Source organism: Kribbella koreensis, from assembly GCF_039525325.1.
In the GTDB taxonomy this organism is placed as follows: domain Bacteria; phylum Actinomycetota; class Actinomycetes; order Propionibacteriales; family Kribbellaceae; genus Kribbella; species Kribbella koreensis.
The window spans coordinates 1-26,298 of record NZ_BAAAHK010000008.1; the positions used below are offsets into that span (position 1 = coordinate 1).

Annotated in this window: 18 protein-coding genes, 2 tRNA genes and 2 pseudogenes; 10 read left to right on the top strand and 12 right to left on the bottom strand. The window is 66.5% G+C overall.

The genetic code is table 11. From position 1 onward, the window contains the following. Positions 1 to 244 (bottom strand): hypothetical protein (locus ABD116_RS18080; protein WP_343971003.1); only part of this gene is annotated, 244 nt, incomplete at its 3' end. A gap of 715 nt (positions 245 to 959) precedes the next feature. Between ABD116_RS18080 and ABD116_RS18085 the strand changes: the two genes are divergently transcribed. The 5 genes from ABD116_RS18085 (at position 960) to ABD116_RS18105 (ending at position 11,615) form a co-directional block, all read left to right on the top strand. Beyond that, a complete protein-coding gene (locus ABD116_RS18085; protein ID WP_343971006.1) occupies positions 960 to 1,406 on the top strand; it encodes a hypothetical protein in 447 nt (148 codons plus the stop codon). A 306-nt stretch (positions 1,407 to 1,712) separates the two neighbouring features. Next, positions 1,713 to 6,602 (top strand): DNRLRE domain-containing protein, encoded by a 4,890-nt coding sequence (locus ABD116_RS18090; protein WP_343971009.1) that lies wholly within the window; start codon positions 1,713 to 1,715, stop codon positions 6,600 to 6,602. 18 nt (positions 6,603 to 6,620) lie between these two features. Further along, a complete protein-coding gene (locus ABD116_RS18095) occupies positions 6,621 to 10,313 on the top strand; it encodes a golvesin C-terminal-like domain-containing protein (protein WP_343971012.1) in 3,693 nt (1,230 codons plus the stop codon). A gap of 29 nt (positions 10,314 to 10,342) precedes the next feature. Further along, the gene (locus ABD116_RS18100) at positions 10,343 to 11,020 is read left to right on the top strand and encodes a DUF4241 domain-containing protein (protein ID WP_343971017.1); all 678 of its coding nucleotides are present in this window, start codon (positions 10,343 to 10,345) and stop codon (positions 11,018 to 11,020) included. 283 nt (positions 11,021 to 11,303) lie between these two features. After that, positions 11,304 to 11,615 (top strand): beta-ketoacyl synthase N-terminal-like domain-containing protein, encoded by a 312-nt coding sequence (locus ABD116_RS18105; RefSeq protein ID WP_343971020.1) that lies wholly within the window; start codon positions 11,304 to 11,306, stop codon positions 11,613 to 11,615. A 611-nt stretch (positions 11,616 to 12,226) separates the two neighbouring features. On the opposite strand, the gene ABD116_RS41800 is transcribed toward ABD116_RS18105, so the two are convergent. The 6 genes and pseudogenes from ABD116_RS41800 to tenA form a co-directional block, all read right to left on the bottom strand. Next, the gene (locus tag ABD116_RS41800) at positions 12,227 to 12,421 is read right to left on the bottom strand and encodes a tyrosine-type recombinase/integrase (protein ID WP_425552103.1); all 195 of its coding nucleotides are present in this window, start codon (positions 12,419 to 12,421) and stop codon (positions 12,227 to 12,229) included. Positions 12,422 to 12,493: 72 nt separating this feature from the next. After that, positions 12,494 to 12,625: pseudogene (locus ABD116_RS41805) on the bottom strand (helix-turn-helix domain-containing protein); the annotation flags it as partial. A 556-nt stretch (positions 12,626 to 13,181) separates the two neighbouring features. Beyond that, a pseudogene (locus ABD116_RS41810) lies at positions 13,182 to 13,658 on the bottom strand (tyrosine-type recombinase/integrase); the annotation flags it as partial. Positions 13,659 to 13,941: 283 nt separating this feature from the next. After that, positions 13,942 to 14,017, bottom strand: a tRNA-Lys gene (locus tag ABD116_RS18120). A gap of 68 nt (positions 14,018 to 14,085) precedes the next feature. Further along, positions 14,086 to 15,639, bottom strand: coding sequence for a phytoene desaturase family protein (locus tag ABD116_RS18125; RefSeq protein WP_343971024.1), 1,554 nt, complete (start codon positions 15,637 to 15,639; stop codon positions 14,086 to 14,088). After that, positions 15,639 to 16,304: a thiaminase II gene (tenA, locus tag ABD116_RS18130; RefSeq protein ID WP_343971027.1), complete on the bottom strand. Its 666-nt coding sequence runs from the start codon at positions 16,302 to 16,304 to the stop codon at positions 15,639 to 15,641. The genes ABD116_RS18125 and tenA overlap by 1 nt, the downstream gene beginning before the upstream one ends. 93 nt (positions 16,305 to 16,397) lie before the next feature. Here tenA and ABD116_RS18135 point away from each other — a divergent pair, with 93 nt between their 5' ends. Further along, positions 16,398 to 18,155, top strand: a complete 1,758-nt coding sequence (locus tag ABD116_RS18135; RefSeq protein WP_343971030.1) for an aminotransferase class V-fold PLP-dependent enzyme — start codon at positions 16,398 to 16,400, stop codon at positions 18,153 to 18,155. Here the strand turns inward: ABD116_RS18135 and ABD116_RS18140 are convergent. The 3 genes from ABD116_RS18140 to orn all read right to left on the bottom strand — a co-directional run bounded on the left by ABD116_RS18140 (position 18,145) and on the right by orn (position 19,482). Next, positions 18,145 to 18,636 (bottom strand): hypothetical protein, encoded by a 492-nt coding sequence (locus tag ABD116_RS18140; RefSeq protein WP_343971033.1) that lies wholly within the window; start codon positions 18,634 to 18,636, stop codon positions 18,145 to 18,147. The genes ABD116_RS18135 and ABD116_RS18140 overlap by 11 nt on opposite strands. A gap of 114 nt (positions 18,637 to 18,750) precedes the next feature. Further along, a tRNA-His gene (locus ABD116_RS18145) sits at positions 18,751 to 18,823 on the bottom strand. Between the two features lie 50 nt (positions 18,824 to 18,873). Further along, complete coding sequence (gene orn / locus ABD116_RS18150) at positions 18,874 to 19,482, bottom strand: oligoribonuclease (protein WP_343971036.1); 609 nt, start codon at positions 19,480 to 19,482, stop codon at positions 18,874 to 18,876. A 157-nt stretch (positions 19,483 to 19,639) separates the two neighbouring features. Between orn and ABD116_RS18155 the strand changes: the two genes are divergently transcribed. From ABD116_RS18155 to ABD116_RS18165, 3 genes are all read left to right on the top strand, one after another. Further along, complete coding sequence (locus ABD116_RS18155) at positions 19,640 to 22,837, top strand: tetratricopeptide repeat protein (RefSeq protein WP_343971039.1); 3,198 nt, start codon at positions 19,640 to 19,642, stop codon at positions 22,835 to 22,837. Between the two features lie 33 nt (positions 22,838 to 22,870). Continuing rightward, the gene (locus tag ABD116_RS18160; RefSeq protein WP_343971042.1) at positions 22,871 to 23,239 is read left to right on the top strand and encodes a M23 family metallopeptidase; all 369 of its coding nucleotides are present in this window, start codon (positions 22,871 to 22,873) and stop codon (positions 23,237 to 23,239) included. 109 nt (positions 23,240 to 23,348) lie between these two features. Next, positions 23,349 to 23,834 (top strand): GNAT family N-acetyltransferase, encoded by a 486-nt coding sequence (locus ABD116_RS18165; RefSeq protein ID WP_343971046.1) that lies wholly within the window; start codon positions 23,349 to 23,351, stop codon positions 23,832 to 23,834. Positions 23,835 to 23,883: 49 nt separating this feature from the next. Here the strand turns inward: ABD116_RS18165 and ABD116_RS18170 are convergent, their stop codons facing one another. Both ABD116_RS18170 and ABD116_RS18175 read right to left on the bottom strand, forming a co-directional pair. Next, a complete protein-coding gene (locus ABD116_RS18170; protein ID WP_026163488.1) occupies positions 23,884 to 24,087 on the bottom strand; it encodes a cold-shock protein in 204 nt (67 codons plus the stop codon). A gap of 225 nt (positions 24,088 to 24,312) precedes the next feature. Further along, positions 24,313 to 25,716: an MFS transporter gene (locus ABD116_RS18175; RefSeq protein ID WP_343971049.1), complete on the bottom strand. Its 1,404-nt coding sequence runs from the start codon at positions 25,714 to 25,716 to the stop codon at positions 24,313 to 24,315. Positions 25,717 to 25,775: 59 nt separating this feature from the next. Between ABD116_RS18175 and ABD116_RS18180 the strand changes: the two genes are divergently transcribed. Beyond that, complete coding sequence (locus ABD116_RS18180) at positions 25,776 to 26,210, top strand: MarR family winged helix-turn-helix transcriptional regulator (RefSeq protein WP_343971052.1); 435 nt, start codon at positions 25,776 to 25,778, stop codon at positions 26,208 to 26,210. Positions 26,211 to 26,298: the final 88 nt, after the last annotated feature.

A 26,298-nucleotide genomic window follows, 5' to 3' on the forward strand; every position in this document is an offset into this window, starting at 1 on the left:
TGGCGGTCGAGCCGCCGAGGTCGTCGTCCCAGTTGGCCGACCACTCGATCTTCACGTTCTTGCCACTGATCAGCGACTTGGGCCGGGCGACCGGGGTGTGCTCCTGGGCCAGGGCGCGGAGGTGCTGCTGGCGCCGGTCAACGGGATGTAGCGCCGGCTCGCGTCCTGCCGACGTGCCTTCGTCGACGGTAGGTTCAGGTGCACGGTTGGTGATGCTGGCGCGAACCGCGGCCCCGACGGCCACACTGATCAACCACACCGCCCCGTCGACGGACTTGCTCGGAGCTCAAATGGTGTGGCGCGGCACTGACCACTGCGACAACTCGCGTCGCGGCCCGGCACTGCGTCCAGGGTCAGCGCCTGGCCTCGTTCGATGTCGTGCTCAGTGCCGACAAACTCGTGCGATACCGCGCCCATCGTCGGGGAACGGACTCACATCAGGTCGATCAGAATGCTGACCGATGCCACTCTGGACTTTGCTGGGCTCCGGTCGCCGTGGGTGCTGTCGAGCGAGTCATTGCTGAGAACTCGGAGCTGCTAGAGCAGTGGGCAGGGGCCGACGATCTGGCATGGGCGGCTGCAGTTCAGGATCTGCTCAGCCGCCTGCGATGGCAGTTCGCGAAGGCGCACCGCCGCGTCGGCAAGGCGGCGGTTGCGGCGTGCAGTTTGACCGCAAAGGCGGCGCCGTAGCGAGCAAGGTCAGGGTCGTGCATAACCAAGCGCCCAGCCAGCGGCATCCGGCTCGGTGCGATGCATCCGCTGTGCGGCCTTGATCCGATCGCGGAACTCGGCTTCGAAGTAGATCTGGCAGTGCCCCGGGGCGCCGTCTAGCCTGATCGTCGGTCCACCTGCCATCAGGTCACACTCCTTGACATCACGGTGTCTCCTGGCCTGCGGGCGTAGGTCGGACTGCGGGATCCAGGCGAGGTGGCCATCACGGTCGCGGACTGCCCAAGCCATTGCCCACCGTCGCGAATCCAGGCATCCAATTCGCCCGGTTCCCAAGCGACAAGGTGCTCCACGGGCTGCGCCGGGTCGACGGAGCGGATCTCATCGGCCGGCCGTGGCCCGTGGGCGTTGAACTGCAGGTCGAGATCGGTCTTCATCTGCTCGGCTGCGGCCTTGTCGAGGTACTGGCGCAGAGCACTTATTCCTGGCTGTTGTATTCCTCTTCTGGCGCGGCAGGTCTGCAGAGATGGCTGGTGATCGCGGGGGCGGGTGGTTGGGTGTTGGCGCGGGATAGCCAACCCGCCGGCCAGCCAGCCGTGGCCGGAAACGGGGCGGTTGGTCGCGATGGCGACCGTGCGGTTAACGCAGATCCTGCCGGCGCTGTCCCTATCTGGACAGGCCCCGCGACATTGCCGCTGACAAGCATCCTCAAGGGCTTGCCTGTCAGCGGTTCGTGACCAGCAGTGGTCTCGCGCCGCCGCCTGCTGGGGCTCGGCGATGCTGTTGAAGCCCGTTCGGGGTCAATGGCCGGTCCTTCGACCCGACGCTCTGCACCGAATCGAACCCATCGCGCGTGATCGGGAAAGCCTGCGGGACGTTACAGATTTGCAGGTTGTGACATAACCGCGGAGTAGCACTTGTGCGGCCCCGGCCGTCTCAGGGAACCTTCTCCGGCCCAGCCAGAGCTGGGCGAACCGCCTGGCATCCGGGGTTCGGTGACTCACCGTGAGCCACCCCGGGCAGACGAAGGAGATCCGCCGCCCATGTCCCGAGTCCGCCGTGTGCTCGTCCCTGTGTCAGTAACCGTCGCCTTGCTCGTGTCCGGTCTGCAGACGCAGGCCTTCGCCGACTCGGCCAAGTCGTCGGCGCCTCCGGCCGCCGCCGACCTCAAGGGCTGGCGCAGCCAGTCAGGCCAGCCGGATCCGGAGCTGAACAACGTGCTGCCGGCCGGAGTCGCCGGTAACGAGAAGATTCCGGCGCCGATCAAGCGGGACGGTCGGCGAGTGAAGGAGCTCGCTGCCCGACGTACGCCCACCAGCAAGGTGTTTCAGCTGGCGGATGGCCGGACCGAGGCGGAGCTGTCCAGTGAGCCGGTCAACTTCGAGGCCGCGGACGGCACGCTGGAGCCGATCGACACCACGGTGAAGGCGAGCCGGGTCGCGGGGTTCGGCCTGGCCAACGAGACCAACAGCTTTCGCAGTTTCTTCGGTACGAAGGCAGATGGGCTCGTCCGGTTCGATCTGGGTGGCCGTGGGCTGACGCTGGGCGCGCAGACCACGAAGGCGCTGAAGCCGACCGCCGCTGGGGACACGGTCACCTACCCGGACGTGTTCGGAGACGCGGATCTGGTCTACCAGGTCGGGCCGGACCAGCTGAAGGAGAGCATCGTCCTGGAGTCGGCTCCGGCCGATCCGACGTACCACTTCAGCCTGAAGCTTGCCGGGGTGAAGGCTGTGCCGCAGGCGGACGGCTCGATCTCGTTCCTGCCGCAGAGTGGGGTCGGCCGGCCGGTGTTCACGATGCCGCGGCCGTTCATGACCGATGCCCGCGACGACGCGGCCTCGCCGTACGGGAAGGCCTTCAGCGACAGCGTCACGCAGACCGTCACCCAGCGCGGCGCCGACATCGACATCACCGTCCGCGCGGACGCCGCTTGGCTGGCTGCGCCGGAGCGGCAGTTCCCGGTCGTGATCGACCCGACGATCGCCATCGAGCCCGCGCCGGACCAGGCGCAGGACGCGATGGTCGACTCCGGCGCGCCGACCACCAACTACGGCGGCATCACCGGCCTGTACGCCGGTACGACCGCCTCGGCCAAGCGCCGCAGCCTGCTGAAGTTCGACATCTCCAGCATCCCGGCGGGCACCGCGGTCGACTCCGCCCAGCTGAAGCTCTACTTCGACCAGTCCTTCGAGACCAACGCGAACGCTGTCCAGTTGGAGGCCCGGCAGGTCGCGTCGGCCTGGACCGAGTCGACGGTGAACTGGAACTCGACCGCGAACACCACCTTGGGCAGCCTCGCCTACAACATGTCGTATGTCGACGACAGCTACACGTCGAAGACCTCGATGGTGGGCGCCTGGGTGCAGCAGGCGTTTCCTGCGGCCGACGGCGGCGGGTACAAGTACCAGAACGACGCTGCCACGGGGTCGTCCTTCAGCTGGTATCCCGACATCACCGAGACCGGGAACTACGAGGTCTCAGCGGGCTATATCGCAGGCAGCAACCGCGCGACCAATACGCCGTACTCGGTGGTCCATGGCGGCGGCACGACCGCGTACCTGCTCGACCAGACAGTGGGCACCGACAACGTCGTGAAGCCGCTGGCCACCTTGCCGTTCACCGCGGGTGGCAGCTATCGGGCCTCGGTGGGCGACGTCGCGAACAAGGTGACGACCGCGGACACGATGCGGTTCATCAAGCGGGCGTACGACACCAAGGACGCCGGCGAGACCAGCGTCTGGCACACCTTCAGCGTGCGCTCGATGCTGCAGAGCTGGCTGGGCGGCGCCCCGAACAACGGCATGATCGTCAAGGCGACCGACGAGACGCTCGGCCGGGGCGGACCCGTCTACCAGGCCAGCGAGTACGCCTACAACGGCTCGGACGTGCACCGGCACGCCAACCGGCCGAAGCTGATCGTCACCTACGGACGGCCGGGTGTCACTGTCAGTACGCCGACCACGATCGCCGCCACCGGCGCGACGCTGAACTGGAGCGCGTACGCCGATCCGAGCACCAGCACCGCCGACGACATCGTCGAGTACCAGGTGCACCGCAGCATCTTCCAGAACTTCACGCCGACCCCGGACACCCTGGTCTCGCCGGTGGCGACCGGAACGACGACGTTCACCGACACCAGTGCGGAGCCCACACCGGCCGACGACACCTCGGACGAGGGCGACGGCTACTACTACATGGTCGCGGTCAAGACGAAGGACGGCGGCCTGACCCCGTCGGCGACCCAGCTCGCCCGGCTGCCGAAGGCCGGTCAGGTGGTGAAGTACTTCCAGAACTCGGCCGACTCCACGCTGTCGAGCGTCCAGTTCGCCACGAACCTCGACAAGGTCGAGGGCAATGCCTGGCTCGAGGTCGGCAACAACTCCACCTACGGCAAGACCCGAGCGGTGGTGAACTTCGGCAACGTCGCTTCGTCCATCCCGGCCGGGTCGACGATCCTCGACGCCAAGCTGGGGTTGTGGAAGGCGCACTACGAGGGCACCGGGGCCCAGCTGAACGCGCATGCGCTGACGCGGACCTTCACCGAGGCCTCGACGACGTGGCAGAAGGCGGACTCCGCCACCAGTTGGACCACGGCGGGCGGTGACTTCGGTGCATCGCTGGACTTCGTGCCGGCCGCAAACATGGGTCCGGATCCGACCTGGCACTGGTGGCAGGCCAAGACCGCCGTACAAGGTTGGGTGAACACGCCCGGCACCGAGCGCGGCTTCGTGGTGAAGCAGGCAACTGAGACCACGACCGGGCATGCGTTGTTCCTCAGCGCGGAGGCTGCTGAGCCGTTGCTGCGGCCGCTGCTGAAGGTCACCTACCTGACGAAGACCCCGGAGTCGGCGTACCACGCGCCGCAGACTCCGCAGCGGCAGACGCCGGGCGCGCAGTACCCGGTCGATGTGACGATCACCAACACGCAGGCCTTCGCGCTGAAGACCTCGGACTACGCGCTGTCGTATCACTGGACGCTGCCGGACGGCACCGAGGTCACCTCGTCGGCGAACCGCCTCGACACGGCGCTGCCGGCCGACCTCGCACCGGGTGCGGCGGTCAAGGTGAGCGCCCAGGTGAAGAGCCCGGTCGCCGGTGATCCGAGCAACCGCCGTGAGGACTTCGTCCTCCAATGGGACCTGCGGAACAAGACGACGGGCGCCTGGCTCTCCAAGACCACCGGGGGAGTCGGCACGCTCGACCAGAACGCGGCGGTCGAGGACCCGACCTCGGACCAGCTCGGGCTGGAGAAGTTCTACCAGTACGCCGGTAAGAACACCGGCGCCGGCTCGTCGGCGATGGTCAACCTCGCGACCGGAAACGTTGCCTTCGGCTACAACGCACTGACGAACCCGAGCCGGGGCGCGTCCACCTTCGTCCGGATGACCTACAACAGCCTGGACACCTCGGCCTCGTCGATGGGCTACGGCTGGTCGTTGTCGACCTCGACGCTGAACCGCCTCGGCTCCGCGCTGGACTTCCACCCGCGCGGCCAGAAGTGGCCGACCGACATCACACTGACCGACGGCGACGGAACCAGCCATACGTTCGCGCTGAACAAGCACGGCACCACGGACGAGACGAAGTGGGACTACGACCACCCGAAGGGCGTACATCTCTACCTGCAGAAGCTCGCCGATCCGCCGGACAAGAAGACCTCGGTGAACCGTGCCTGGGTGCTGACCCGGCCGGACCGGACCCAGTTCTTCTTCGACGACCAGGGGTTCCAGTCGGTCCTGCGGGACAAGAACGGCAACGAGATGCTCTTCACCTACGAGGAGCGCAAGAGCGCCAACAAGCCGGTCAAGTTCCTGGACTACATCACCGACGCGGCCGGCCGGCGGACGCTCACCCTGGACTACTTCGAGAAGGGCCAGGCGTACAGCTACATCAACGACGCCGGCGTCAAGACGGCCGGGACGAACCTGACCAACCCGAAGATCATCGACCAGGTCGAGTCCGTCACCGACATCTCGGGCCGGAAGGTGACGTTCACCTACTCGGACAAGGGCCTGATGGCCGAGCTGGTGGACGGCGCGGGCGCCGCGGCGGCGAAGACGTTCAAGTTCGTCTACGACGCGACCAACACGAACAAGAACACCAAGCTGGTCCGGATCACCGACCCGCGGGGCAAGTCGACGAACCTGTCGTACTTCGCGGCGACCACCGATCCCAAGGACAAGTGGAAGCTCGAGAAGCTGACCGACCGGCTGGGCAAGACGACCACGTTCGGCTACGTCCCGGGGACGGGATCGGTGGAGACCACTGTCACCGACGCGACGCCGCGGACCACGAAGTACGTGACGGACGGCTTCGGCCGGCCGGTCCAGACGACCAACGCCAAGAACGAGACGACCAAACTGAGCTGGGACGACGACCACAACGTCACCCAGCTGGAAGAGCCCAACGGGGCACGCAGTACCTGGACGTACGACCCGAAGACCGGCTTCCCGTTGACGGTCAAGGACGCCGAGGCCAACGCGAACGGCACGCCGGGCACGGTGCTCAGCTACAACGTCGGCGGCAACGGCTTCTACGGTGAGCTGATCCGGAAGGTCAGCCCGGAGGGACGCACCTGGACGTTCGGGTACGACCCGCTCGGCAACCTCACCTCGGTGACCGACCCGAAGGGCAACGCCACTGCGACGGCCGGCGACTACACCACGAAGTACACCTATGACCTGCTCGGTCAGCTCAAGACGTCGATCGATGCGAACAACAACACCACGACGTACTCGCTGTATCACGACACGGGCTACCCGACCCGGATCACCGACGCGCTGTCGAAGTCGAGCGATGTCAGCTATGACGTGCGCGGGAACGTACTGACCACCACGGATGCCAAGCTCAAGACGAGCACGTACACGTACGACCTGTTCGGGCGGCCGCTGACCAGCAAGGTCCCCAAGGATCAGGCGGCCAACCTCTAAATCACCACCCCGGCGCCGGTGTACGACGCGAACGACAACGTCACTCAGGCGACGGCGCCGAACGGGGCGGTCAGCACCAACGCGTACGACGACGCCGACCAGCTGGTCTCGTCGAAGGCGCCCAAGGACTTGGCGACCGATCCCGACCGGGAGACGAAGTACGAGTACGACGTGGTCGGCAACCTGCTCCGGCAGACCGAGCCCAAGGGTGCGCTCACCCCGGACCCGGCCGACTTCGTCACGTCGTACGAGTACGACCCGGTGTACCAGCTGCTGTCGGTCACGAACGCGCAGAACGACAAGATCAGCTACGAGTACGACAACGTGGGCAACGTCGTGACGGTCGTCGACCCGCGCAAGTCCAAGTCGACCGACCCGGCGGACTACACCTCGAAGTCGACGTACGACAAGGCGCACCGCCCGAAGACGGCAACCGATGCGGCGGGCAAGACGACCTCGCAGGAGTACGACCGGGACGGCAACGTCATCAGCACGACCGATGCCGACGGCAACAAGACGCTGGTCACGCTGGACGAGCGCGGCAAGACCGTGCAGGTGAAGGTCCCGCACAGCAAGGACGCCGGCGGGGTGGTGACCTACCGGACCACGCAGGTCGAGTACGACCAGGTCGGCAACCAGACCAAGGTGATCAGCCCGCGCGGCGTCGAGACCACCGACGACCCGGACGACTTCGCCCAGGTGACCGTGTACGACGCGCTGAACCGGCCGAAGGAGAAGGTGTCGCCCTACGACAAGGACGACGCGCGCTACAACACGCCGGACAAGACGGTGATGACGTACGACGAGGTCGGCAACGTCACCAAGGTGAGCGCGCCGGCGTCGGAGGGGCAGACGGTCCGCAACGACACGTCGTACGACTACTTCGACAACGGCTGGGTGAAGTCGTCGACGGATCCGTGGGACATCGTCGCGGCGTACGGCTACAACGACCTCGGTCAGCAGACGGCGCGGACGCTGACCAGTGCGGGTGGTTCGTCGTCCCGCACGATGGCGTGGAACTTCTTCCCGGACGGCAAGCTCAAGTCTCGTAGCGACGACGGCGTACCGGTTGGGCTGGATGTCTCGCTGGTGGACAACTCCGATACGGGTGACGTGGATGTCGCCGGTACGTGGGCATTGTCGTCGAGCGGTACCGGGTTCCAGGGCACGAACTACCGGACGCACGCCGCGGCGACCGGAAGTACGGACAAGTACACGTGGAAGCTCAATGTGCCGGCCGATGGGAAGTACACCGTCTATGTGCGGTATCCGTCGGTGGCGGGTGCGTCCACGGCGGCGCCGTACTCGGTCAGCACGGGCGGCGCACCGGTGAGCAAGCCGGTCAATCAGACGACGGGGGCCGGCACCTGGGTGAGTCTCGGCCAGTTCACCTTCGCGGAGGCGACGACCGGGTCTGTGTCGCTGACGCCGGCTGCGACCGGCACGGTGGTGGCGGACGCGGTGAAGGTGGTTCGCGACAACACGGGTGAGACCGACGCGGAGAAGAAGGACTTCACCTACAACTACGACACGAACGGCAACCTGCTCCAGATCACCGACACCCAGCCGGGCGCGAAGGTCAGCGACTACCTGGTCAGCTACAACGGCCTGAACCAGGTGGCGAAGGTCGAGGAGAAGAAGGCCGCGGCGCTCCTCAAGACCACGACGTACACCTACAACGAGAACGGCGCCCCGGTCACCCGCGGCTACGACGACGCGGCGGACAAGGACGACCAGTTCTCGTCGTACAGCTACGACGTCCGGGACCTGGTCGAGCAGGTGAAGAACGGCAAGTCCGCTTCGGACCCGGCGCCGAAGATCTCGGGCTATACGTACACGTCCCGCGGCGAGGCCGACGTGGAGACCAAGGCCAACGGCAACACAGTCGACTCCGACTACTACCTCGACGGCCTGGTCGCCTCACAACTCGAGAAGAAGTCGAACGGCACGCTGGTCTCGCAGCACGCGATGGAGTACTCGCCGAACGGCGACCGGATCAAGGACACCGCGAAGGTCCAGAACGCCGATGACCATGCGGCGTACCTGGACAACGTCTTCGCCTACACCTTCGACCCCCTGGACCGGATCGCCAAGGTGGAGAAGAAGGATGCCGCCGGCGCAACAGTCCTCTCCACCGAGTCCTACACCCACGACCCAGCCGGCAACGTCGTCGCCCAGACGGTCAAGAACGTCTCGACGAACTACACCTACGACCGCAACCGCCTGCTGACCTCGACGACGGCCGGCGCCACCGCGTCGTACACCTACGACCCGTTCGGCCGGCTCTCCCAGGTCTCGTCCGCCGGCACCGTGATCGAACGCAACACCTACGACGGCTACGACCACATCGTCAAACACCGCCAACTTCAGGGAGACGGCAGCACCAAGACCACCAACACCACCTTCGACGCCCTGGACCGCACCAGCTCCAAGGTCGAGGGCACGAAGACCACCAACTACTCCTACCTGGGTCTGTCCGGCGAAGTCCTCTCCGAAGAGGTAGCCGGCCAGCTCACCGCGTCGTACCAGTACTCCCCGTGGGGCTCCCGCCTCTCCCAGGTCAAGTTCAAAGCCGACGGCTCCACCGAGGACTCGTACTACGGCTACAACCCGCACTCCGACGTAGAAACCCTGACCACCGAGACCGGCGACACCCGCTCCACCTACGGCTACACCGCCTACGGCAAGAACGACGACGACCGCTTCACCGGCGTAGACAAGCCCGAAGCCCAAAACCCAGGCAAAGACCCCTACAACGTCTACCGCTACAACGCCAAACGCTGGGACCAGTCGTCGGAGTCCTACGACATGGGCTTCCGCAACTACTCCCCAGGCCTCAACCGCTTCCTCACCCGCGACGCCTACAACGGCGCCCTCGCCGACCTCAACTTGGGCACCGACCCTTGGACCAGCAACCGCTACGCCTTCGCCGGCGGCAACCCCATCTCCGGCGTAGAGGTAGACGGCCACTACGCCATCGACGAGTACGGCAAGCGTGTCTCACAGGAGACGCCGACCCTCGTGCAGCCCAATCCGCCAGACGCGCCCGGAACAAGCATCGATCTGGTACCGGGAGTGTTCGCGTCCCGGCTCGCAGCTCAAGAAGCGGAGGCTGCCGCGGCGCGAGCAGCCGCCGCGGCGCGGCTCGGTACAGGGGCCCGACTTCTCGGCATCTTCGGCGCGATTCTCAGTCTTGGCGGCGACTCGGTACAGAACGAGATGCTAGAGGTGGACCGAGACTCCCAGGAGCGGTCTTGCCGAGACTTGATGACGTCGAACGGAACCTCGATCTACTATTACCCCACTCAAGGATCCTATGGGCCAAATGGTGAGGGGCGAGCTACGGGAGCCGTTGCCTGCTTGAACGGGGCCCTGCCGAAATCCTTCCGTGACGAGACGGCCAGGTACACGCCGCCCGGCTATGATTCGGACACGATGCATCGAGGCCACCTGATTGCTAACCAGTTCGGTGGAGACAACCGAAAGCCAGAGAACATCATCCCGCAATATTCCGGGCGCAACATGAGTGACATGAGAAAGGTGGAGAATAATATCGCCCGTCGCCTCGTGGCCGGACAGACAATTTACTACGGTGTGTTTCCGGTCTACGACCCATATAGTCGCGACCCCGCAGTGCCGAAGGGTGTCCAGATATATTGGCGGAGCAGTAACGGTGAGTCCGGCGACCCGTATGTTCCCAACTATCCGTGATCTAACCATGTCGGTAGGGAAGGTATACCGTGACAGGTCATGATTTTCCGTTTCGCGCGGGCGACCGGTACTCTTGGTCAAGCGGATCGCAAAGTGAAACAGAGATCGTTTCTGCGGGTGAGGTGCATTTTCCAACCGGTATGGTCGTCGCTGCCGATCCTGCCTGGTCGATCAATCCGCTGGAGGAATCGGATGCGGTCGCGGCGAATGTACCGCCCGGCAGCTACCCGGTTTCTCTCCTGGTCTCGGTTTGGCGTCAGCCGCCCGCTTCCGGTGTTATTCCGCGGAGCAAGGTATGCGCCTCCAAGGTTCGTATCTCGAATGATCCGGTGACTCAATGGATGCCCGCTTTTCCGTCGGAATCCGATCAAAGCGTGGCGCTCGGCTTCGCAGTGGACAGCGGAACGGCGAGCTTCTTCGACTTTTCCGCGAAGGATTGGCTTACCGCGCGGCAGGATAATGACGACTGGTGGGACGAGATTTCCGACGTACTCCTGCGCGATCTTTATGTTTTGATCGAAGATCAAGCCACCGGGGCTAACGCCATCATCTACGAATGCGGCATGGGCGACGGATCCTATGAAGTCTGGCTCGGGCTGAATGCCGATGGGCAGATCGCGGAGATCTTCGTCGATCTGGAGTTGCTGTCCCACAGTACCGGCACTGTGTCCCGAGATTCTGAGGTTGGACCGCGGGCGCCTGGCTGAGCAGTTATCGAACGATCGACGAAGCAGTGTGCACGGCCTCGGAGATGCTGATTGAGAACTCATTGCGACCGTTGACCTACCGTAGGGCGCGTTCGTGGACGGACGTGAGACGGGTCAGTTGCTGACCGGCCGTTTCGCTATCGTTTCGTGTCCTTGAGGCGCCGGACTTCGTTTCCCAGGACGAGGCTAACCAGTCCGGTGGTACCGCGGAACTTGGCGTACGAGGCTCCTGTGCCGGTGTCTCGAAGCGGCGCGAGCACAGGACCAAGAGAGCAGATGCGCCATGGCCGACAGACGTGTGGTCGTCACGGGAATGGGAGCGATCACGCCGTTGGGACTGACACCGGCTGCGGTGTTCGACAACCTCATGCAGGGACGAACCGGAGTGGCGGCCACCACCCGCTTCGACATGGCGCGATGCCCGGTGAAGCATTCCGGCGAGATCCGTGACTTCGACCCCACCAGACATGGCATCACCGCCCGGGACCTGCGCACTCTCGACCGCTGCCAGCAGTACGTACTCGCCGCGGCCCAGGACGCCCTGGCTGACGCGGGGCTGGACCTTCCGCAACGCGAGATCACGGCCCGCAGATAGGACGACGCGGGTTACGGCCGGATCGGCGCGGCGGTAGGAATGGCCTTCTCCAGCACCGAGGTGCTCGCCCGGCAACTCGAAATTCTCGCTGACAGGGGCGCTCGAGGAGTGACTCCGCGATTGTCCAATCAGACGCTCCCCAACGCGGCAGCGTCCCTGCTGTCGGTGCGATTCGGGCTGCGAGGCCCGCTGGTCACGGTCAGCGGCGAACTCATGGCGCGCATCGCTCGGGTGCGTGAAGAACGCAACGAACCACGGGTCGTCGAGGCCATCGAGAGTCTGGCCGCAGCTGCTGCTCAGTCGCGCGCGAGCAGGCTGGAGCCACGAAGATCAGACCTGCGCGGCGCCAACTCCCGGATCCGTCCGCAACACCCGCATCGGAGATGCCGACAGTCCCCGGTACACACGCAACCCCGACACTAGAACTCAACGTCCCGCTGTCGTCAGCAGGGCCTCAGCTGCCAACCAACGGCCGTCGGCTCCACGGCCCGGCTGCGGCTTGCTCTAGGCCGCCCGATTCGCCGGTGACAGATCGGCCTTACCAGTTGATCTGTCCTCGTCGGCACGCGCTAGATCCTCGACTGTTCGAACGCTGAAATGAAAACAGTCCTCTAGAGAAGGTCGGGGTCTTCGAAGGCATGTTGGATGGCGTTGGTGGCTTCGGGGTCGGGGGCTGTGCGGTCGTAGTAATGGTCCTGGGTCATGGAGATTCGGGAGTGGCCCAGTTGGTTGGCGGTGCCGCGGGCTGATTGGCCGGCCTTGTCTAGCGCGGTAGCCACGGTTTTGCGGAAGGCGTGGGAGGTGATCCAGGTGAGGGTGTCGGTGGGGACCGGTGCGGCGGCTTCGTCGACCTGGGATAGGAAGGCTTCGGTTGTCTCTGGGGTGGGAGCGTAGGTCCAGAGAAGGGTGGTGGCCACGGTGCGGTCGACCTTGATGCGGCCGGTTTCTATGAGTTCGATTCTGGTCTTGGGCCAGTTCAGGGCCTTGGCTGCTTCTTCTCGAGTGAGGCCGGCTTCTCGGCGGGAGGGCTCGGAGGGCTTGGCCGAGGTTTCGACGGGTGCTGTTGCCGACGGGGGCTAGGGCGGTGCGTAGGGAGCGGCGGACGTTGTTGGGGTCGCGGTGGCCGCCGGTGGTGTCGGGGAAGACGGGGTCGTCTAGGCGGATGCCAGCGGCGGCTCGGGTGCGGAGGGTGGCGATGAGCCAGTTGGGGAGGCCGACTTGGCGGTTGCTGGTTCTGGATTTGCCGGGTTTGCGGATGAGGCCTTCGCCCTTGATGCGGACGATGGTGTGGGTGATGTCGACGGTGGCTGCTTCGAGGTCGACTTGGGACCAGAGGATGGCGAGGGATTCGCCGATGCGGACGCCGGTGCCGAGCATGAAGGTGACGAGGTCGGGGAGGTCGGCTCGGACGGCTGTTTCGTCGGTTGCCAGGTGTTTGCGGAGGAGGGTGATCTCTTCGGTTTGGATGGCTCGGGCGGGTTTCTTGGCGGGGTGTTCGATGCTTTCGACTTCGCGGACCGGGTTGACGGTGATGGCGCCGTAGCGGACGGCGAGCTGCATCAGGCCGGAGATGATGGCTCGGCAGGTTTTGGCTGTTGGTGGGCCGGCGTTCTTCTTGATCTTGGAGATGACGGTGTCGATGCGGGGTGTGGTTGCTTCGCCGATGCGGAGTTCGCCGAGGGCGGGGCGGACGTGGTTCTTGATGGCGCGGAGGTAGGTGTCGAGGGAGGTGGGGGAGCGGGTGCCGTCGGCGATCTGTTGCCCGAACTTGGTGATCCAAAGGTCGATGAGGTGGTTGATCTTGTGCATCGCCGTGAGCTCGCCGCCCTGGCCGGTCTTGGCGCGATCCTGGAGCTTCTTGAGCAGGGCGCGCTCGGCGGCTGTCGCGGTTTTGGCGTAGGCCGTCACGTCGCGGACCTGGCCGTCATGGTCGCGGAAGTTGGTCTTCGCGCGGACGCTGACCGGCTTACCCTTCGTGTCGGTCTTCATGACCTTGGTGGAGATCCGTCCCCAGGTGCCGATGGGCAGTGGTGGTCTCGCCATCTCAAGCCTCCAACCTGTTCGATGGTTGGCTGCTCAACGGCTGGTTGGGAGGAAGATCCGGTGCCGGGGGAATGACGCGCAACGATGTGAGGTGACACACAGTCACGATCAGGTTAAGGCGTGGGGAAAAGCATGGTCGGCCGGAGGAGGGGTCGACGGAGGGTGCGGGTTCGGTCGCTGGTAACTCGATGACGAGCGACGTCCGGCAAAAGGGGTCGTAAGAGGGTCGTGAACAACACAAAGGCCCGAGAACAGATTGCGATGTCTGCTCGGGCCTAAGTGTTGGTGCGCCGCCAGGGACTCGAACCCCGAACCCGCTGATTAAGAGTCAGCTGCTCTGCCAATTGAGCTAGCGGCGCATGTTCTGTTGTGCTTGCGAACGAAGAGGATCGTAGCAGGGGTTTTGGGTGGAAGTGAAATCGGTATGTCAGGGGCGGAGGTCGAGGACTGCCATGGCCGCGTTGTGGCCGGCGATGCCGCTGACGGCGCCGCCTCGGCGGGCGCCGGAGCCGCAGATCAGGAGGTTGGCGACGTCGGTTTCGACGCCCCAGCGGCCGGCCTCGGTGTCGTCCTCGGCCCAGGGCCATTGGAGGTCGCCGTGGAAGATGTGGCCGCCGGGCATGCCGACGGATTCCTCGATGTCGACCGGGGTTTTGGCTTCGATACAGGGGTTGCCGTCGGCGTCGCGGGCGATGCAGGGGTCGAGCGGCTCGGCCAGGTAGGACTCCAGGCCGGCCAGCACCCGGCGTACCGATTCGGCGCGGGCGGCGTCGTTGTCGGTGGCAAACAAGCGGGTGGGGAAGTGGACGCCGAAGACGGTCAGGGTTTGGTGGCCTGAGGCAACCAATTCGGGGCTGAGGATGGAAGGATCGGTGAGCGAGTGGCAGTAGACCTCGGAGGGCGGTACGGACGGCAGCGAGCCACCGGCGGCCGACTGGTACGCGGTTTCGAGTTGGCTGTAGTCCTCGTCGATGTGGAAGGTGCCGGCGAAGGCTCGCCTCGGGTCGTCGCCGGAGCGCAACTGGGGGAGCCGGGAGAGCAGCAGGTTGATCTTGAGCTGGGAGCCTTCGGGCTTCTCGGTGACGGGTTGACCACGCAGCGCGGCAAGAGTGGTGGGCGCGACGTTGGCGAGTACGTAGGAGCAGTCCACCGTGCGCTCTCCGTCACCACCCATCCAGGTCACCGACCCGCGGGTGCCATCGGCTTCCACTGAGGTCACGGAGGCGTTGACGACCACAGAGGCGCCAGCACGTCGAGCAGCGCCGGCCAGTGCGTCCGTCACGGCGCCCATGCCACCCACGGGCACACGCCACTCGCCAGTGCCGTTGCCGATCAGGTGGTAGAGGAAGCAGCGGTTCTGGATCAGGGACTCGTCGTGCAGCCCGGCGAAGGTGCCGATGACCGCATCGGTCGCCACCACGCCCCGCACGGTGTCGTCGGCAAACAGTCGCTCCACGACCTCGCCGAAGGGCCGCTCGACCAGCGCCTCCCACAGCGCAGGGTCCACCTGCTTGCGGAGCTCCGCAACGGAAGGCAGCGGCCCCAGCAGGGTCGGCGCGACTACACCGGCCAGCGACGAGACAGAGTTGTAGAAGGACGTCCAGGCCTCGTACTCCGAATCGCTACCAGTCAGAGCCGCAAAGGAGGCCCGGGTAGCCGCCCCCTCCGGTCGCTCGACCACGAGGCCGAGGTCGCGCCCATCGCGGCGTACCGGTGTGTATGAGGCCACTGACCGCGAGCGGAGCTCCAGGCCCAGGCCGAGGTCGGCCACGATCTCGTCGGGGAGCAGGCTGACCAGGTACGAGTACCGCGACAGGCGAGCGTCCACACCCGGGAACACCTGCTGGCTGACTGCTGCACCGCCTGTATGCCCCTGCTGCTCGAGTACGAGCGTGCTGAGGCCGGCACCGGCCAGGTACGAAGCCGCGACGAGGCCGTTGTGGCCGCCGCCGACGATCACGACGTCGTAGAAGTTCTGCATCAGACCGGCCAATCCAGTTCGCGGTACGCGGCGTCCCAGAACATCCACTCGTACCTGGTGGTCGTGGCGAAGTGCCGGTGGCAACGGTCGCGTTCGCCCGGGCCCACCTCGGCGCCGAGCCGGTCTGTCACCGCCAGGACAGACTCTACGACCGCATCGAACTCCTCGGATCCGTACGCGGCGATCCACTCCGCATAGACCGGATCCGGCGAGGAGTGCTTGAGCAGCTCCCGCCCGACCTCGCGGTAGATCCAGTAGCAGGGCAGTACGGTCGCCACTGCCTCGGCGTATGTCCCAGTGGCGCAGACAGCGGTCAAGTAGGACATGTACGCCGTGGTGGTCGGCCCGGAGCCTACGGAGTCGACGTCGGCCGAGGTGAGACCCAGGGAGCCCAGTAGCGAGCTGTGGAGTTCCTGCTCGACAGCGATCGCGTCTGCGGCGTGCCGGGCGAACATGCTGACCGCATCCTCGTCCACTGCCCGGGCAGCGACCAGGGCTAGCGCACGGGAGTACGAGCGCAGGTAGTGGCTGTCCTGGATGATGAAGTAGCGGAAGGCGCTGTGCGGCAGCGTGCCGTCGGTCAGCCCGGTGATGAAGGGGTGCCGGACGATCCCGGCGTACACCTCGGCGGCCCCGGACTCCCACAGCTCCTTGGAAAACGTCATCCCCAGCTCCTCGCGTCGACTGCGCCAGAGCCTAGCCGCAGGAGTGTCAGGTCTTACAGGACGAATGTGGCTTACCGGCCGTACCCTGACGGCATGACGATGCAGGGGGATCTCTCGACCAGCACCGCCGACGACACCGCCGCGGACACCCAGGTGGCGATGCCGCCGGACACCGCGTTGCTGAGCCGGATCCGGGCCTCGGTGATCGGTGACGACCAGGTGATGCCGGGTCCGTACGGGCCGCGCCGGGTCACGTACGCCGACTACACCGCGTCCGGCCGGGCGCTCACCTTCCTCGAGGACTTCATCCGCGAGGAGGTGCTGCCGCGGTACGCGAACACGCACACCGAGTCGAGCGGCACCGGCCTGCAGACCACCCGGCTGCGTGAGGACGCCCGCCAGATCATCCACGACAGCGTCGGCGGCGACGACGAGACCGCGGTGATCTTCTGCGGCTCCGGCGCGACCGGCGCGATCGACAAGCTGATCGGCATCCTCGGCCTGCGCATCCCGGCCCAGCTGGACGACGAGTACCACCTGACCGACACGATCCCGCCGGAGCAGCGGCCGGTCGTCTTCATCGGCCCGTACGAGCACCACTCGAACGAGCTGCCCTGGCGCGAGTCGATCGCCGACGTGGTGGTGATCGGCCAGGACCCCGACGGGCACATCGACATCCCGATGCTGGAGAACCAGCTGGTGAAGTACGCCGGGCGGCCGCTGAAGATCGGCTCGTTCTCGGCCGCCAGCAACGTCACCGGCATCGTCAGCAACACCCATCGCGTCTCCGCCCTGCTGCACCGGCACGGTGCCCTGTCGTTCTGGGACTGCGCCGCCGCCGCGCCGTACGTCGAGATCGACATGTACGGCGGTCGCGACGCGGATCCGCTGGCCTACAAGGACGCCATCTTCCTCAGCCCGCACAAGTTCATCGGCGGACCCGGTACGCCGGGAGTGCTGGTGGCCCGGCGTGAGCTGATGCGCAATCGCGTGCCCGACGTACCGGGTGGCGGCACGGTCGCCTTCGTGAACCCGACCGAGCACCGCTACCTCGACGACCCGATCCACCGCGAGGAGGGCGGCACGCCGGCGATCATCGAGTCGATCCGGGCCGGCCTGGTCTTCCAGCTGAAGCAAGCGGTCGGCATCGACGTGATCCGCGCGCACGAGGACGCGTACCTGCGTCGCGCCGTCGAGGCGTGGCGTGCGGAACCGGCGATCGAGATCCTGGGCAACCTGGACGCGGAGCGGCTGTCGATCGTGTCGTTCGTGGTCAAGGCGCCGTCGGGCCGGTACCTGCATCACAACTTCGTGGTCGCGCTGCTGAACGACCTGTTCGGGATCCAGTCCCGGGGCGGCTGTTCCTGCGCGGGCCCTTACGGCCACACGCTGCTCGGTATCGACCTGGCCCGCTCCGCCGAGTTCGCAGAGGAGATCGTGCACGGCTGCGAGGGGATCAAGCCCGGCTGGGTGCGAGTGAACTTCAACTACTTCATCTCCGAGGCGGTCTTCGAGTACGTCGTCGCCGCGGTGAAGCTGGTCGCCTCGGATGGCTGGCGGTTGCTCGGCGACTACCGCTTCAACCCGGCCAACGGCCTGTGGAAGCACTACCGCGGTCCGGTGGAGCCGCCGATGCGGCTGTCGCAGGTCGGGTACGACGCGGACGGTCAGCTCCGCTATCCCCGCCACGACGACAAGGCGCCCGAGTCGGCGCTGGCCGGCTACCTGGCCGAGGCTCGTACGCTGCTGTCGGCCTGCCAGCACAAGGACTCGCAGACCGAGGCCCACGTCAACGACGAGTTCGACCACCTCAGGTGGTTCGACCTCCCGGCCGGCTGCATCACGAAGTAGCGGTTCGCAGGGCCTGCTCGTACTGCCCGTCAGCGCCCACCGTCCACGGCACCCCGTTCAGCAGCAGGGTCCGCCCGGCGATGGGCGCTTTCGCAGTGGCCAGTACGGAGTCGGTCTTCTTGTGGCAGCCGCTGCGGTAGACGCGTTGGGTGACCCGTACTGCGACCGCTCCCGCGCCCTCGGCGTACGTGACCACCTGCGGGTCCTGCGCGCAGCCGGTCGGGGTGGCGACGATCAGCACGACCTGCTGCGGATTGCCCTTGACTACTTGTACTTCCATCACGCCGACCGCGACCGGGCGCCGGTCGATCGTCGTGGTCGGGCTGGAGACCGCTTGAGGTTCGGGCGCCGGCTTCTCCTGCGGTGCCGAGGACCCGAACACCTTCGACAACACGAACACGGTGAAGGCGAGCATCCCGACCAAGAAGGTCACCACGACGGCGATCCCGTACCCGAACCATGCACTGCCCGACGACTTCACGCCTCGGATCCTAAGCGGGTGTGGGTGGCGAAGCCCCCACCCGCGCCGACGGCGCACAAAATACCGAGGGCGACCGGTCTGCGCTTTCTGCAGACACGATCGCCCTCGTCCGAGGGTGAGTAACGGGACTTGAACCCGCGGCCCCCTGGACCACAACCAGGTGCTCTACCAGCTGAGCTATACCCACCATGTTCAGCCGCCTTAATCAGCGCGACTGGAGAATCATAGCGATGAAGGTCAGGAACTTGAAATCGGGGTGCTGACCGCTGAAGCGGCCGCCTTCGCGGTTTCCGTGTCCGGACCGGGCATCGGGACGAAAACGGTCTGCCGGTAGTAGCGGAGCTCGGCGATCGACTCGGTGATGTCGGCCAGCGCGCGATGGTTGCCGTTCTTGGCCGGCGTCGCGTAGTACACGCGGGGGTACCAGCGGCGGACGAGTTCCTTGATCGAGCTGACGTCGACGTTGCGGTAGTGCAGATGCGACTCGACCTTGGGCATGTCGCGGACCAGGAAGGTGCGGTCGGTGCCGACCGAGTTGCCGGCCAGCGCCGCCTTGCGCGGCTCCTTGACGTAGCCGGAGATGAAGTCGAGGACCTGCTGCTCGGCGTCGGCGAGCTCGATGCCCTGCGGCAGTTCGTCGAGCAGGCCGGAGCCGGTGTGCATGTCGCGGACGAAGTCGCCCATCTGCTCCAGGGCGGCCGGTGGTGGTGCGATCACCAGGTCGATCCCGTCTCCGAGCACGTTGAGTTCGTAGTCGGTGACGAGCACGGCGACCTCGATCAGGGCATCCTTTTCGAGATCGAGTCCGGTCATCTCACAGTCGATCCACACCAGCCGGTCGTTCATGGGCACCCACCTTAGCCGTCCCGGGACGGCAGTCCCGCCGATACCGGGCAAACCTCCCGGAGAGATCCGGGCTAACACTGTTGCGGCGCCACTACTGACGGTGTTGTCCTGTTCTACGTACTCGGGGGAGTGCAGACGGGGACACGGAGGTGGGGCTATGGAAGGGACGGTCGCAAGGCCGAGGCTGACCAAGCTGCTCAGCGAGGGCGCTCGCCGCCGCTTGCTGACCGTGGTGGCCGACGCCGGGTTCGGCAAGTCCACTCTGCTCAGCGCCTGGGCTGCTGAGCGCCCCTGCGCTTGGTATACCGTCCGCGCCGAGGACCGCTCACTAGCTGCGATGGTCACCGGGCTGGTCGACGCACTGCGCCGCCAGGTGCCCGCACTGTCGACTGTGCTCGCCGCTGAGCTCCAGGGACCGCGCGGCCCCGACGCAGATGCCGAGCAGGGCACCAGAGCTCTCGCGTACGCCGCTTTGCTCGCCGACGCGCTCGAGCAGAACCTCACCGGCGACCTGGTGCTCGTGCTGGACGACCTGCACGAGCTCAATCCGGGTGACCCGGCAACGAAGTTGATCGAGGGCCTGGTGCGTGTCGCGCCGCCCTCGCTGCATCTCGTGGTGGCGTCCCGGACGGCCATGCCCTTCGGGATCGATCGGTTGCGTGGCAGAGGCCAGGTGCTGGAGATCGACGCGACAGCATTGGCTTTCACCGTGCAAGAGACCGTTGCCGTGCTCAACGTAGTACTGGGTGAAGGGGCTGAGGAGCTGGCTGAGCCGTTGCAGGCCGCAGTACAGGGGTGGCCGGCTGCTGTGCGGCTGGCTGTCGAGGCGCTGCGGACAGTACCGGCTTCGGAGCGGCCGGGCCGGCTGCAGCGAGCACTGCGGTCGGATGGGCCGCTCTATGACTACCTGGCCGAGGAGGTCTTCGCAGCAGAGCCAGCATCTGTACGCCGGTTGGTCGCTGCGGTCGCCGTCTTGCCCAGGTTCAGTGCCGAGCTCTGCCAAGCGATAGGGGTCACCGAGAACCCGGAATCCCTGCGCCAGTTGCGGATTCGAGGTCTGCTCGTCTCTGCGGGCGAGGTTGACGGGTATGAGCTCAACCCGCTGGTCCGGGGCTTCGCCATCGACAGATTGTCAGCGGATGAGGTCGGCATGGCGGAGCTGACACTGCAAGCAGGGCAGTGGTTCGAGTCTGTCGGAGACCAGCGAGACGCCCTGGCCTGCTACCAGGCAGTGGACCCGGCCCACGTCGCCCGGATGCTGACCCACCGTGGGCATGCCATGGTCAGTGGTGGCCTGGCGGAGACAGTGGTCGTAGCCGTCAGTTCCCTGCCGGACCAGCTACGGGATGCCGCGATGGATCAGCTGGAAGGCGAAGCACGGCAGGTACTCGGCGACTGGCAGGGCGCGGAGAGGTGTTTCGACCGGATCATCGAGCCCGAGGGCGAGATCCCCGTCGGCATCGCGTGGCGGCTCGGGCTGATCCATCACCTGCGCGGCAGAACCGATGTCGCGGTAGCCATGTACCGCAGGGGCAGGATCGACGGCCAGCACCCGGCGGACGAGGCCCTGTTGCAAGCCTGGTGGGCTGGAGCGCACTGGCTGCGGGGCGAGTTCGACGAATGCCGTGAGCTCATCGCGGCGGCGGAAATCTGCGCCAAGGTGTCCGCTGACGACCGGGCGATGGCCATCGTCCATACCGTGCTGGCGATGCTGGCCGCTGTCGACAGTGACCCGCGCGGCAACGCATCTCACTACCTGCGTGCGCTGGAGCACGCGGAGCGAGCCGGCGATCTCCTGCAGGCGATCCGGATCCGGGTCAATCGCGGATCGCACCATGTTGCCGAAGGCGACTACACGTTGGGGCTCGACGAGTTGGAGATCGCCCTGGAGCTGGCGGATCGCGCTGGCTTCGCGGTCTTCCGGGCGTTGGCCCTCAACAACCGGGGCGAGGCGCTGCTGCGGCTCGGCAGGCTCGACGAGGCCATCGGCGAGCTGGAGGCGTCCCGGGCGCTCTACCAGAAGCTGGAGTCGAAGCGGGTGGCTCAGCCGCTGGCCGTGCTGGGCGAGGTCTATCGCGAGAGGGGGGACAGGGCGATGGCGAGAGCGTGCTACGAGGAAGCGATCGCGATGGCGGACGACACCAAGGACATGCAGTCGCTCGTACCGTCCCTGGCCGGGCTTGCCCGGGTGCTGGCGGTGGAGGAGCCCGAGCGGGCGGCGGAGCTGGCCGAGATCGCCAGGCAGGCTGTGGCCTACGGCCCGGTCCCCGGCCTGTCCGGAGCGCTCGTGGCGCTGGGCTGGGTGACGCTGCATGCGGGCAACAAGGCGGAAGCGGCGGCGGCTGCCGAAGAGTCTGCGGCGCTCTGTCGTCGGCGCCGCGACCGGGCCGGGCTGGCCGATGCGCTTGAGCTGTACGCGGCTGCCGACGGCGGTGAGGTGCTGCACGAGGTTCTGAACATCCGGAACGAGCTGGGCGATCCGTTGGGACAGGCACGCGCGGAGTTGATGCTGGCCCAGCGTACGCAGGGTGCTGAGGGCCGAGAACTGGCGTTGCGAGCCCACCAGCAGTTCCTGGCCGCGGGAGCTACTCGCTATGCCGCAGCGGCTCTGGCGGCCAGTCAGCAGACAGGGCCGGCGCCGGTACGCATCGAATGCCTGGGCGGCTTCCGCGTACTACGTGACGGCAAAGCCATCCAACTAGGCGAATGGCCGTCGAAGAAAGCACGCGACCTACTGAAGATCCTGGTGGCCCGCCGCTGCCGCCCAGTCGCCCGGGTACAGCTTCTCGACCTGCTCTGGCCAGACCAAGGGGAGTCAGTCGCCTCGCCAAGACTCTCGGTCGCTCTCTCGACCGTGCGCTCAGTATTGGACCCCGAGAAGCGCTACTCGCCCGACCGCTTCGTCGGCGCCGACCGCGCGACCATCTGGCTGGACGGCGACCAGACCTCCGTCGACGTTGAGGGCTTCCTCCACGACGCCCGGAGCGGCCTGGACAGCAACAGCATGCCGCTGCTGCGAGCGGCCGAGGCCGCGTACAGCGGGGACTTCCTAGAGGAGGACGTGTACGCCGACTGGGCCGCGGGGATGCGTGAGGAGGCCAGGGCGCTCTATGTCCGGGTGGCGCGGGTGCTGGCCGAGCGGGGGAAGGATGATCCCGATGCGGCCGCCGGTTACCTGCTGCGGATCCTCCAGCGCGACCAGTACGACGAGCGTGCCCACCTGGGTCTGGTGGGCGCGTTCCAGGCGAGCGGGGCTCATGGAGAGGCCAGGCGGGCGTACCGGACCTACATCCAGCGGATGGCCGAGCTAGAAGTCGAACCGGCCCCTTACCCGGCGGTCCCAGCCCGGGTTTAAGACTGTCTGAAGGTTTGCTCGCACTCTCTTCCCATGGCAGCTCCGGTACACAATGCGGACGTGACCTGCGAGTTCGGGGTCGCGGGCGGCGAGCAACACGGCCTCCACTCGGGCCGTGACTACCGCGCGGCGGCCGGTACGCCGATCAGGGCCACCATGGCCGGGGTCGTCGTCCGGGTGCTGGCCCATCAGGTCGTGGTCGAGTCCAATGCCATCTGGCATCTCTACGACCATCTGGCCGAGCCGGAGGTCCGCCAGGGCGACACGGTGGAGACAGGGGATCGCCTTGGCGTGGCCGCCGGCCCACACCTGCACTACGAGGAGCGGGTCATGCCATACGGGTCCGGTGATCACCGGTACCCGCGGTTCGACCTGCATCCGAACACCAGGCTTCGGGCGTAACGGGAGGGAAGAAGGGGTGGAGATGGCGACGAGCGGGCCGGCCGTGGAGGGAGCGGCCGAGCCGCTCGAAGTCAGTGCACTCCGTCCTGAGCGCACTACCGTTAGCCGGATGATCGCGACCAGGTTCGTCACTGACCGGCTGGCCATGCTGCCGCTGCGGGTGGAGTACTCCGTGCCGATGGCCGCGGTGCTGGCCGATCCGGAGCTGTACAGGTTCACCGGGGGTGAGCCGCCGACGGCGGAGGCGCTCAGTGAGCGGTACCGCCGGCAGGTGGCGGGGCCAGGGCGGCCGGGGGAGTCGTGGCTCAACTGGGTGATCAGCGTTACGCAGTACGACCAACTGGTCGGCTATGTGCAGGCCACTGTGATCGGGGACGAGGCGGAGATCGCCTGGGTGCTGGGGATGGCCTGGCAGGGGCAGGGCTACGCCAAGGAGGCCGCCGTGGGGATGGTCGGCTGGCTGGAGGCTCATGGGGCCGCGCGGATCATCGCGCACGTCCATCCCGACCACACCGCGTCTGCGGCCGTCGCGGCCGCTGCCGGGCTTCGGCGTACCGATCAGGTGGACGACGGCGAACTTCTCTGGGTCAAATAAAAAGAACGAGCCCGGCCGAAAAATCGGCCGGGCTCGCTCAAGCGGTGGTTCAGACCGGGCGGACGTTCTCCGCCTGCGGGCCCTTCGGGCCCTGGGTCAGGTCGAACTCGACCTTCTGGTTCTCATCGAGCGAACGGTAGCCGTCCGCCGCGATCGCCGAGTAGTGCACGAAGACGTCGGCGCCGCCGCCGTCCTGAGAAATGAAGCCGAAGCCCTTTTCACCGTTGAACCACTTCACTGTTCCGCTGGCCATGATCTGCTCCTTGTGTGGGGCGGGTAACAGGTCCCGACGGTCGTCGGTCCCCTGGTTGCCGAACGAGCCCTCCCACACCGGACCGAGGCCCAGAAATGAGAAAACGCCCTGCGGATCACAAATCCGCGGGCGTTTCAAAAACGAACGGGGAACTGCAAAACTGCAACCGTCAGAAACGGTAGCACACCGTGGCGGTCCGCACCCGACACGGCCACGGCGAATTTCTCACCAGGATCCGCGATGATCCGGCACCAGCAGGGTGAACGGGACGATCAGCAGCAGGAGCGCGGCGAACACCACGAAACTGTGCGCCTGGGCCAGACCGCCATTACCTGCATGGGCCAGGAGCGTGGTGGTTACGGAGACCGCGACGATGCCGCCGGACTGCCGGAACATGCCGCGCAACCCGGCGATCGCTGAGATCTGATCGGGAGCAAGTTGCAAACTCGCGTTGTTCGAGGCGGGGATGGAAAGCCCCATCCCGACGCCGGTGATGCCGGCGGCGAGAGCCAGCCAGCCGTACGGGGTAAGGCCGTGCGGGGCCAGCGCCATCACCGTCATCCCGCCCGCGACCAGCAGGAACCCACCGATCATCGGCGCTCGATAGCCGGTACGCCGGAGCGCGAACACCGCCAGTCCGGCGACGCAGATCATCCCGACGGCCCGGGCGGTGAGCAACGTCCCGGCTTGCAGGGGCTGGATGCCGTAGCGCGATTCGGCGTACAGGGGGACCAGGGCGCCGAAGCCCAGGACGGCCGCGCCGAAGAGGAAGTTGATCGCGTTCATCGCGCCGAAACCGCGGCCGCGGAGCAGGGTGACCGGGATGAACGGGGCCGCGTTGCGGTTCGCGTGCCGGACGAAGAGGAAACCGAGCGTGACCGCAATCACCTCGGCGGCGATGAAGAGCGGGTCGGTCGGCTCGGCGCCGCTGCTGCCGAGCGAGGTGATCCCGTACATCCCGAACAGGATCGTCAGAGCCAGCAGCACGGCCCCGGTGATGTCCACGCGACCGGCCGGTTTGGGCGTGCTGCGCGGGATGAAGCGGGCGCCGAGCGCGATCAGCAGGATGCCGATCGGCACGTTGACGATGAAGATCTCCCGCCAGGACCAGTACGTGACGATGACGCCGCCGATGATCGGGCCGAGGATGCCGCCGATCGGGAAGATCGAGGTGAACATGCCGATCGCCCGGTCCCGCTCCCGGCCGAACTGCTCGGCCACGATGCCGGTCGCGGTCGGCATGAACGCGCCGCCGCCGATCGCCTGGAAGGCGCGGAACACCACCAGCAGATAGATGTCGTCGGCCAGGCTGCAGCACAGCGAGGCGACCGTGAACAGCACCGCGGCGCCGAGGAAGACCCGCTTGCGCCCGAACTGGTCACCGAGCCGGCCGGCCAGCGGCATCACGATGATCTGGCCGAGCGCGTAGATGGTGATCGTCCAGCCGCTCCAGTTCAGCTCCGCGTGCAGGTCGCCGCGGATGGCGTTCAGCGCGGTGGCCACTATGGTCTGATCGATCGAGGCCATCAACAGGCCGATCGCGACGATGCCGAAGACCAGCCGCCGGTGGGCCAGCGGCTCGTCCGCGGCCTGGTCGGCGGTCAGCTCTGCTGAACTCGACGGTTCCATCGATGAACAGACTACATTGCTTGCCAGCAGGCAATAAAGCCCGAAATGAGATTCCGGACATGACCGACACCGAGACGTTGAGCAAGCTCCGCGGCGTGATCTCCCGGCTCGCCCGCGAGCTCAACGCCACGGCCACCGCCGAGGGCCTGACTCCGACCCAGGCCTCGGTCCTCGGCCTGATCGCCTTCCGCGGCCCGCTGGGCCTGACCGAACTGGCGCAACTCGAAGGCCTCAACCCGACGATGCTGTCCCGCGTCGTCGGCAAACTGACCGAACTCGGCCTGATCCAGCGCGACCCCAACCCCGACGACCTCCGCGCCATCCGCGTCGAGGCCACCGACGCCGGCCGCCACCTCCACGAACGAGTAAAGCTCCTCCGCACCGAAGCCATCGCCACCTGCCTCGACCAACTCCCCACGGCGTCGGCCGAGACAATCATCAACGCCCTCCCCGCCCTGGAGGAACTAGCCCTGGCACTGCGAGCCACGCACTAGTACGACCGCGAGCCGGCCCTAGCTACGGCGGCGAGGCGGCCCTAGCTGCGAGCGCGAGCCGGCCCCAGCGCGAGCCGCCGGGCCGGCG

Bases quoted from the DNA above. Each gene is read 5' to 3' on its own strand.
- ABD116_RS18090 (WP_343971009.1), top strand. From the start codon at position 1,713: ATGTCCCGAGTCCGCCGTGTGCTCGTCCCTGTGTCAGTAACCGTCGCC.
- ABD116_RS18105 (WP_343971020.1), top strand. From the start codon at position 11,304: ATGGCCGACAGACGTGTGGTCGTCACGGGAATGGGAGCGATCACGCCG.
- ABD116_RS18125 (WP_343971024.1), bottom strand. From the start codon at position 15,639: ATGCAGAACTTCTACGACGTCGTGATCGTCGGCGGCGGCCACAACGGC.
- tenA (WP_343971027.1), bottom strand. From the start codon at position 16,304: ATGACGTTTTCCAAGGAGCTGTGGGAGTCCGGGGCCGCCGAGGTGTAC.
- ABD116_RS18135 (WP_343971030.1), top strand. From the start codon at position 16,398: ATGACGATGCAGGGGGATCTCTCGACCAGCACCGCCGACGACACCGCC.
- orn (WP_343971036.1), bottom strand. From the start codon at position 19,482: ATGAACGACCGGCTGGTGTGGATCGACTGTGAGATGACCGGACTCGAT.
- ABD116_RS18155 (WP_343971039.1), top strand. From the start codon at position 19,640: ATGGAAGGGACGGTCGCAAGGCCGAGGCTGACCAAGCTGCTCAGCGAG.
- ABD116_RS18160 (WP_343971042.1), top strand. From the start codon at position 22,871: ATGGCAGCTCCGGTACACAATGCGGACGTGACCTGCGAGTTCGGGGTC.
- ABD116_RS18165 (WP_343971046.1), top strand. From the start codon at position 23,349: ATGATCGCGACCAGGTTCGTCACTGACCGGCTGGCCATGCTGCCGCTG.
- ABD116_RS18170 (WP_026163488.1), bottom strand. From the start codon at position 24,087: ATGGCCAGCGGAACAGTGAAGTGGTTCAACGGTGAAAAGGGCTTCGGC.
- ABD116_RS18175 (WP_343971049.1), bottom strand. From the start codon at position 25,716: ATGGAACCGTCGAGTTCAGCAGAGCTGACCGCCGACCAGGCCGCGGAC.
- ABD116_RS18180 (WP_343971052.1), top strand. From the start codon at position 25,776: ATGACCGACACCGAGACGTTGAGCAAGCTCCGCGGCGTGATCTCCCGG.